The organism is Hoeflea sp. (genome assembly GCF_984452065.1).
In genome coordinates, this window is sequence record NZ_CFHWAF010000058.1 from 19,223 (window position 1) to 27,047 (window position 7,825).

At 55.0% G+C, this 7,825-nt stretch carries 10 protein-coding genes; 8 read left to right on the top strand and 2 right to left on the bottom strand.

The window, feature by feature from the left end; all coding sequences use genetic code 11:
- Positions 1 to 104 precede the first annotated feature (104 nt).
- From AC5E6N_RS12755 to AC5E6N_RS12770, 4 genes are read left to right on the top strand one after another with little or no spacing between them, the layout of a single operon-like run.
- Entirely contained in the window at positions 105 to 1,193 is a 1,089-nt protein-coding gene (locus tag AC5E6N_RS12755; RefSeq protein WP_491748165.1) for a DUF262 domain-containing protein, read from the top strand.
- Positions 1,190 to 1,900 (top strand): MAE_28990/MAE_18760 family HEPN-like nuclease, encoded by a 711-nt coding sequence (locus AC5E6N_RS12760; RefSeq protein WP_491748166.1) that lies wholly within the window; start codon positions 1,190 to 1,192, stop codon positions 1,898 to 1,900. The genes AC5E6N_RS12755 and AC5E6N_RS12760 overlap by 4 nt, the downstream gene beginning before the upstream one ends.
- Positions 1,897 to 2,946, top strand: a complete 1,050-nt coding sequence (locus AC5E6N_RS12765) for a DNA cytosine methyltransferase (protein ID WP_491748167.1) — start codon at positions 1,897 to 1,899, stop codon at positions 2,944 to 2,946. The genes AC5E6N_RS12760 and AC5E6N_RS12765 overlap by 4 nt, the downstream gene beginning before the upstream one ends.
- Positions 2,943 to 3,368 carry a very short patch repair endonuclease gene (locus AC5E6N_RS12770; protein WP_491748168.1) on the top strand — a complete coding sequence of 142 codons (426 nt, stop codon included), beginning with the start codon at positions 2,943 to 2,945 and terminating at the stop codon, positions 3,366 to 3,368. Before AC5E6N_RS12765 ends, AC5E6N_RS12770 begins: the two co-directional genes overlap by 4 nt.
- A 261-nt stretch (positions 3,369 to 3,629) precedes the next feature.
- On the opposite strand, the gene trhA is transcribed toward AC5E6N_RS12770, so the two are convergent.
- The gene (gene trhA, locus AC5E6N_RS12775; protein ID WP_491748169.1) at positions 3,630 to 4,298 is read right to left on the bottom strand and encodes a PAQR family membrane homeostasis protein TrhA; all 669 of its coding nucleotides are present in this window, start codon (positions 4,296 to 4,298) and stop codon (positions 3,630 to 3,632) included.
- 310 nt (positions 4,299 to 4,608) lie between these two features.
- On the opposite strand from trhA, the gene AC5E6N_RS12780 reads away from it, so the two are divergent.
- Positions 4,609 to 5,283 carry a metal-binding protein ZinT gene (locus AC5E6N_RS12780; protein ID WP_491748170.1) on the top strand — a complete coding sequence of 225 codons (675 nt, stop codon included), beginning with the start codon at positions 4,609 to 4,611 and terminating at the stop codon, positions 5,281 to 5,283.
- Between the two features lie 213 nt (positions 5,284 to 5,496).
- Here the strand turns inward: AC5E6N_RS12780 and AC5E6N_RS12785 are convergent, their stop codons facing one another.
- Entirely contained in the window at positions 5,497 to 5,664 is a 168-nt protein-coding gene (locus AC5E6N_RS12785; RefSeq protein ID WP_491748171.1) for a hypothetical protein, read from the bottom strand.
- A 222-nt stretch (positions 5,665 to 5,886) separates the two neighbouring features.
- On the opposite strand from AC5E6N_RS12785, the gene AC5E6N_RS12790 reads away from it, so the two are divergent.
- The 3 genes from AC5E6N_RS12790 to AC5E6N_RS12800 all read left to right on the top strand — a co-directional run bounded on the left by AC5E6N_RS12790 (position 5,887) and on the right by AC5E6N_RS12800 (position 7,651).
- A complete protein-coding gene (locus AC5E6N_RS12790; protein WP_491748172.1) occupies positions 5,887 to 6,162 on the top strand; it encodes a hypothetical protein in 276 nt (91 codons plus the stop codon).
- Positions 6,163 to 6,253: 91 nt separating this feature from the next.
- Complete coding sequence (locus AC5E6N_RS12795) at positions 6,254 to 7,099, top strand: sulfurtransferase (RefSeq protein WP_491748173.1); 846 nt, start codon at positions 6,254 to 6,256, stop codon at positions 7,097 to 7,099.
- A gap of 201 nt (positions 7,100 to 7,300) precedes the next feature.
- Positions 7,301 to 7,651 (top strand): hypothetical protein, encoded by a 351-nt coding sequence (locus tag AC5E6N_RS12800; RefSeq protein ID WP_491748174.1) that lies wholly within the window; start codon positions 7,301 to 7,303, stop codon positions 7,649 to 7,651.
- Positions 7,652 to 7,825: the final 174 nt, after the last annotated feature.

Sequence of the window (7,825 nt, forward strand, 5' to 3'; positions counted from 1 at the left end):
TAGACTAACGGAGCCCCTCGCAGCGATGCGGGGGGCGGGTTAATGTCGAATGACCGCATTCCGCTCGAAAAGTATCTAGTTCAACGGTTTTTGAGAATTTTGAGATGGCAGCAAAAAAGCCAGATAAAGAAGATGTAAAGCGGGCTGAAGAAGCGATTGCTAGCGTTTCACGGCAGGTCAAGTTTTCGATCGCAGAATATCCAGTATCGCTCTATGTGAGCCGCTTTACCGATGATGTAAATGACCGGTATTTTGTTCCTGAGTATCAGCGAAATCTTGCTTGGAATGAAGAACAGAAATCCCAATTCATAGAATCATTATTAGTCGGCTTGCCAATTCCCTTCATGTTTTTTTACCAGACGCATGACGGCCGCATGGAGATCGTCGACGGATCGCAGCGAATGCGTGCTATGAGAGCTTTTTTAAAGGAGAATCTTCGACTGCGAGAGTTGGTATTGGTACCCGAGCTTAATGGTTTCCGTTTTGAGGACCTCCCGCATGATCGCCGCAACAAGCTTGAGGACGTCACAATTAGAACGATCATGTTAGACACCGACACCGATCCATCTACTCGTGCGGAAATGTTCGCGCGAATCAATCGCTCTGGCACAACTGCCAACGAAGCCGAAATTCGTCGTGGCTCTCTACCGGGAATGGTAACTGAGCTAGTCAAAGAACTGGCAGAGTCTGAGAACTTTAAGAAAATGACGCCATTGTCGCAGCTACGTGTACGACAGCGCGAGCGTGAGGAACTTGTGACGCGCTTTTTCGCTTACGTGGACACCTCTGAAACGGACCAGGGACGTTTCCCCGGCTATCGAGATCGTCCGAAAAAGTTCTTGTGGGACTTTTTGAAAGCAGCAAACGAAAAAGCCGAAAAAGAACCGGTTCTGATAGAGCAAATGAGGGAAGAATTCGAACGAATGCTGCAATTTGTTGAGCAAACATTTTCTCGAGGGTTTCGCAAGAACGATCGCGAGCGGGCGGTACCGCGCGTACGATTTGAAGCAATTGCTGTTGGCTCCGCACTAGCACTTCGTAAAGACCCGGACCTTAGAGTTGACGCTAAGTTGGTTGAGCAGCGAATGGCGGAGGCGGATTTTGATAAGATAGTTGTATCAGATGGGGCAAATGTTCGGTCTAAGCTTGAGGGGCGGATTGATCTGGTCGTATCGATCTTGTTTGGCAAATGACCAGTCTTCATACATCACTAGAAGAACGAAGGGATGAGTTTGATACTCACTATGCTCTTGCTGTAGCCTTGCAGAATCGAATATTTGCGGGAGAGTCTTCGATCGGCGAAACAGAACTCTCAGCGCGTCATCTTCTGACCCTGAAATCTGGTCTTATGGTCCACCTTTACAACATTGTAGAGGCTACTATGACAAACATAAGCAATATGGTCGGTGATGCAGTTGGGAGCGCCGCTCCTTATCAATGGTCCAACGAAGCGCTTAGGGAATGGCTTCGGGAAAATGTTGTAAGCCGCGCTGAAGGAAAAGAAGAAAATCGCCTAGAAACTGTTCACAGCGCGTCACGCCTCCTCCTTGAACGTAGTCCGCTTGGACCGCAGAGAATAAAGAAGCCGTCCGGATCGTGGTCCGACAAACTTGTTGCGAGTTTTGCACAAAGATTGGGAGTTGACTTTCAGTTGCCGCATTCGATGTGGCGTAGAATTACTCCCCGTCCTGAATTCGGAGAAAAAAGTCCACTCGAATTTTTGGCTGACCGTCGAAATGCGATCGCCCATGGACGCAGATCGTTCGAGGAAGGTGCAAAAGATTTAACGTTGGACACAATTCGAGAAATCGCTGATGTCTCTCTTGACTATCTTCAGTTGGCTATCGAAGCGTTTCAAGCTCATGTTGACGACCATCGCCACTTGACAACTGACGCATGACAAAAAATCCCAAGATAACGGCGGTCGACCTCTTCTGCGGAGTCGGCGGCTTGACCTACGGTCTTGAATCCGTTGGGGTTGATGTTCGTCTGGGCGTGGACATAGATCCAGCATGCGAACACCCTATCACGACTAACACTACGGCTCGTTTTCTAGAAGCTGACGTGTCTACGCTTACACCAAAAAGGATTCGCCCTGAACTTGAGGCAGGTGATGTAGGTCTTCTTGCCGGATGTGCACCGTGCCAACCATTCTCGACATACTCTCAAAGCGCAAAGCGTGGCAATGGCTCCAAGGACAAACGTGAAGATTGGAAACTAGTCGAGCGTTTTGGCGATTTAGTACGTTTGCTTCAGCCTGAGTTAGTCACTATGGAAAACGTGCCGCCGCTGAGACGACATCAATCGTTCACAACGCTGATCGATAGTCTAAAAGGTTATCATGTCGACCATCGGATCGTGGAATGTCGTACAATCGGATTGCCTCAGACCAGAAAGCGTTTGGTTTTAGTGGCGTCAAGGCTGGGGCCAATTAGCATCCCTGAATTCGATCTGAAAAGGGCAACTGTCCGGACAACAATTTCTGATCTTCCGAAGATTGATGCTGGGAAAGCGGACCGTAACGATAGGCTTCACCGCGCAAGCTCGCTTAGTACGACTAATTTGAAGCGAATCCGCGCTTCAAAGCCAGGTGGCACTTGGCGCGATTGGCCAGAAAAACTGCGCGCTGAGTGTCATACAAAGACTTCTGGTACTACATATCCATCAGTCTACGGTCGAATGGAATGGGATGGACCGGCACCAACAATCACAACGCAATGCTTCGGTTATGGAAATGGACGCTTCGGTCATCCAGAACAGGACCGCGCGATAAGTCTTCGTGAAGCTGCAATGCTTCAGGGATTTCCGCGTGACTATTCCTTCATTCCAGACGATGAAGCGGTCAGCTTCGGCAAGCTCGGTCGCTTGATCGGCAATGCTGTTCCGGTAACACTCGCTGAAACCATAGGTGAACTGCTCATAGAACACACTAAGGCGCTTCAATGAATCAAGTTAGTCCGACCCGTTCACGAATTATGCGCAGCGTGAGACAGCGTAACACAAAGCCAGAATTAATTGTGCGCCGTGCGCTCTATGCGATAGGATATCGATTTCGAGCTAATTTGAAGGGTCTACCAGGTTCTCCTGATATAGCCTTCACGAAGCGGCAAAAGGCGATCTTTGTACACGGATGCTTCTGGCATCACCATTCAGGTTGCCGGTTTGCGACCATGCCAAAGACTAGACGAGATTTTTGGCAGGCCAAATTCACTGCCAACATCGAACGGGATCGCCGCAATCGACGCCAACTGGAAGCCAAGGGATGGGAAGTTAAAACAGTCTGGGAATGCGAGACACGAGACTTGGAGTGTTTTCTTCCTCAATTGAAGAACTTTCTTGGCCCTCCTAAGTACCTGGAATTATGCTGATTAACCGAAATTACGGTGACAGTTTACTTGATCCTCAATTAAGATCGAACTCAATCGATGATACGCTTGGTGCGTATCGTGCTCCCGGTCTCCAACAGCACGTCATGCAGGGGGGCAACCGGCGGGAAGAACCTTCCTTGAGGAAGCTGACTACACGCCTTACCTAGTGCTTCTTCTTGATATCAGCACTCGCGCTGGAACCGAGATCTGGGCCCACTATCAGTTCAATCGGCGACCGAAACCCACGCCCCCGAAACCGCCCTACCTGCCAATCGGCAGCCCCGCAATCAACACCGCAACGGCGATGAAAAACAGCACGCTGCCGGCCAGCACGAAGACGTGCCAGATCGTGTTGTGGAACGGCAGCCGCGCCGCCAGGTGAAATCCCACCCCCACGGTGTAAACGATGCCGCCGGCCGTGACCGTCCAGAAGACCGCCGGGGAAAGCCCGGCAACGATCGGACCGCCGGCGAGCAGGACGGCCCAGCCCATGGCGAGATAGAGCGCCAGCGCAAACCATTTGAACCGGCCGGGTGCGAGCATCTTCAAAAGCGAACCGACGGTCGCGGCGCCCCACAGGCCCGCCAGAAGCCCGGTCGCCGGGACCCCTGATACGAGAACGAAGGGCGTATAGGTTCCGGCGATTTTCATGTAGATCGCCGAGTGGTCCAGACGGCGCAGGAGGCCGGTCCACCGTGCGCTGTCGACCATGTTGTAAAGCGCCGAAAAGGACAGCATCGCAATCAGCGTCGCCCCGTAGACCGACACCCCGACAACGGGACCGGGCTCCGCACGGAACAGGACGGTGAGCACAATCAGCAACGGCACCGCGATCATCGCCAGGAAAACCCCGACGAGGTGAACCACGCCATCGCTGAGCCGCTCGGCGCGGCTGTATGCGGGGCGGATATGTCCTGAAGATTGAATCACGGTCTTTCTGTCTCGTGTTGCAGAAGCAGCAATGAATGCCGGTCTTCCATGCCGGTCCGCACCCGGGCTGCCCTCCTCGCCGAGTTCATCAACACCCGGGCAAACCAGCTTGACACTCAATGGCAGATTGCTCAATGCCCAAGGATGAATCAAGCCCGGCAGGCAGGCATGAAGCCGCGCAAACCACCTCCACAAATTTCACCTCAACACACACCCCTTGCCCGCGCACCCAAACTCCCTTATGACCCGATCCCGTAATGTTATGTTGTAACATTACGATTTCATCAAACACGGATTGAGGTTGAACATCATGCGTAAGAGCTTTGCCGGAATTTCCTTTGCGTTTCTTCTCAGTGGCGCGTTGTCGGTGGCGGCGCTGCCCGCGGCGGCGGAGACGAAGGACAAATCTTCAGCCCACAGCCACAGCCACAGCCATGACCACGGCGATGAAAAGAGCGTCTACAAGGGCTATTTCGAGGACTATCAGATCAAGCCGCGCGCGCTTGCCGACTGGCAGGGCGACTGGCAAAGCATTTATCCCCATCTCCGGGACGGCACGCTGGACGAATTCCTGGCGCACAAGGCCGAACACGGCGATCGAACCGCCGAGGAATACCGCGCCTATTATGAAACCGGCTTCAAGACGGATGTCGACCGCATCGTCATCGACGAAGGTAGCGTGACCTTCTACCGCGACGGCAAGCCGCTGCAAGCACGCTATGAAAGCGACGGCTACGAGATCCTCACCTACAAGAAGGGCAATCGCGGCGTCCGCTTCATCTTCAGGAAAGCCGGGGGCGATGACGCCGCGCCGCTCTATATCCAGTTCAGCGACCACAAGATCGCGCCGGGCAAGGCGGATCACTATCACCTCTACTGGGGAGACGACCGGGCGAAAATCCTCGAAGAACTCACCAACTGGCCGACCTATTGGCCGGCCGGCATGAGCGGTGACGAGATCGCCCATTCCATGATGGCCCACTGATGTTCAGGGCCTGACACACGACACGCCTGACAGGCCGCCGGCGGCGCGACGTGTCGCCGCGGCTTGGCCATTCGTGCTGACATGCGCTGCCATGAATGACGGCAATGGCCGCACGGAGGCTACGGCCATAAAGCTGTTATCGAGCGACATATCAGAACAGACAAAACGCAAATATCCAAAAGAACAAACCGACCCATCGGGCCATCGTTGTGCTCAGGAGGTCGGTATGCCCATCGCTCTTTTGTTGAGGCCAAACAAGTTGAAGCCCATTTCGCTGGACGTTGCTCTTTCAACCTGCACGTAGCCGAGGCTAAAAACGGGCACCAACAGCCTGGCGGTCCAATAGCCAAGGCCCTCCAGCAGCACATCAAACACAATCATCAAGGCGTTCCCCGCCCCAGGCTTCGAGGAATTCAAAGCCCGGCTGTTAACATCTTCAAGCTGTAAATCTGATAAAATACACGGAATAGCTACGAAACACCTAATCTTTTAATGCTCTCGTGTTCAGACCAGCGAGGTATTTACAGCACGCTGGAGTTGCAGCTAGAGTCGGAAGCGTCGACACAAAAGCGTTTGCCGCGGGGTTCTCAAATGCCGGGTCCAATGACCTACATTCTTCCATTTTTTTTGTTTGTGCCGGCCGTTCTGTGTTTCGTGCTCGCAATGCGGTTCCGCGCCCTTGACGCCATCATGACGGCAATTCTCTTTAATGCCGCCGCCATGATCTACTGGTTGAGCATTCCGGTCGGGGAGGCCTGGGGCAAGATGGGCGCGCGCCTCATCTGGATGTTCATCACCGCGACAACGATCGCAAGTATATTGCTGGGCCTTCTTGTGTCTCTCGTCCTCGGATATATCCGTCGCCGCCGGGGAATGTGAGACGTTCTCGAAATCTGAAACCCGGTCAGGACGCACGGTGACCCTGTTATCGAATGACGGTGATGGTATGCAGTGAACGGAGGAGCAATCGATGGAGAGCCTTGTCACCACCGACTGGTTGAGCCGCACTATCGGGGAACCGGATCTGGTCGTTCTCGACTGCCGGGTAAGCATGGAGCCCGATGGCCAGGGCGGCTTTCGCTATGAAAGCGGGCGTGCCGACTATGACTGGAGCCACATTCCCTTTGCCGGCTTCGCCGATCTGATGGGCGATCTTTCCGACAGTGACAGGCCGGGTGGTTTCGCGCTCCCTGCCCCCGAACAATTCTGCGCGGCCATGGGCGCGCTGGGCGTCGGCGACCGCTCGCGCGTCGTGCTTTATGACGGGCTCATGTCGATCTGGGCGGCGCGGGTCTGGTGGATGCTGAAATGGGTCGGCTTCGACAATGCGGCGATCCTGGACGGCGGCTTCACCCTCTGGGAGGCGGAGGAACGCGCGCTGTCCACCGATCCGGTCGAACGCCCGACGCAGAGTTTGTCGCTCAACCTCAGGCCCGGGCTGGTGGCCGGTGAGGACGAGGTGAAATCGGCGGTCGCCGGCGGCGGCGCCTGCCTTATCGATACATTGCCGGAGAGCCACTACTCCGGCGAGGAAAGCCTGTTCGACCGCCCCGGCCACATCCCCGGTGCGACGAACCTCTTTGCCGGCGCGCTCATCGACGAGGCCGGCCGTTACCTGCCCGAAAATGCCCTGTCCATACTGGTCAGCGGAGACCGGCAGGAGCGCCAGATCACCTATTGCGGCGCCGGCGTCATGGCGTCCTCGAACGCCTTCATCATGTCGCGGCTCGGCTTCAAGGACGTCGCGGTCTATATGGGTTCGCTCCGGGAGTGGACCGAGGACCCCGACAACCCGCTGGAAACCGGCAGCCGATAAACGAAGAGAAACAGCTTTCGGGTCAGGTAGCCGGCAAGCTCACCGCGGGCGACCGGCGGATCGGAGCGCCTGAGTCGGCTGCAAAGACACGCCGCGGCCCCGCCTCAAAAGGTCGCACGGCCACCACACGTTCAAGGGTTAACCGGACGCCGCAATTCTGCGACTGTGCGCCCCGTGTTGAGGGATCTGAGACAGGCTGAGATGAGAAGATTGGTGTTTACGGCACTGATCCTGCCGCTGCTGCTGTCTTCGTTTTTCTCCGCCGGCACGATGCCCGTTTTTTCAAAGCAGGGCATCGAGATCGTCATCTGCGCGGGCGACGGCTCAGGGTTGATCACGGTCGACGAAAACGGCCAACCGATTGAAGACGACGACAGCCGTATCTGCCAGTGGTCGTTGCCGTTAAAGGCCGTGGCGGCGCAGGCGCATGGCGACCTCAACCACATCGTTTTCGACGACCTGCCGGTCGCGTTTCCTCAACGCACATCATTTGTCTTCCAGAGACACGCATCCGGTATTTATGCACGAGGCCCCCCTTCCCGTCCGGTCTGATTTCACACGCTCAGTTTCAGAATCAAATCGGAGGGAAGACCCTTGGTCTCGATCGAAGAAGACCGCGTTTCGAATGAAAGCGCGGCGGCCGGCCCTGCCGGCAAACTCTATCTTGCGGCATGGCGCTGGCACTTTTACGCCGGCCTCTATGTCATTCCGTTTTTTATCATTCTG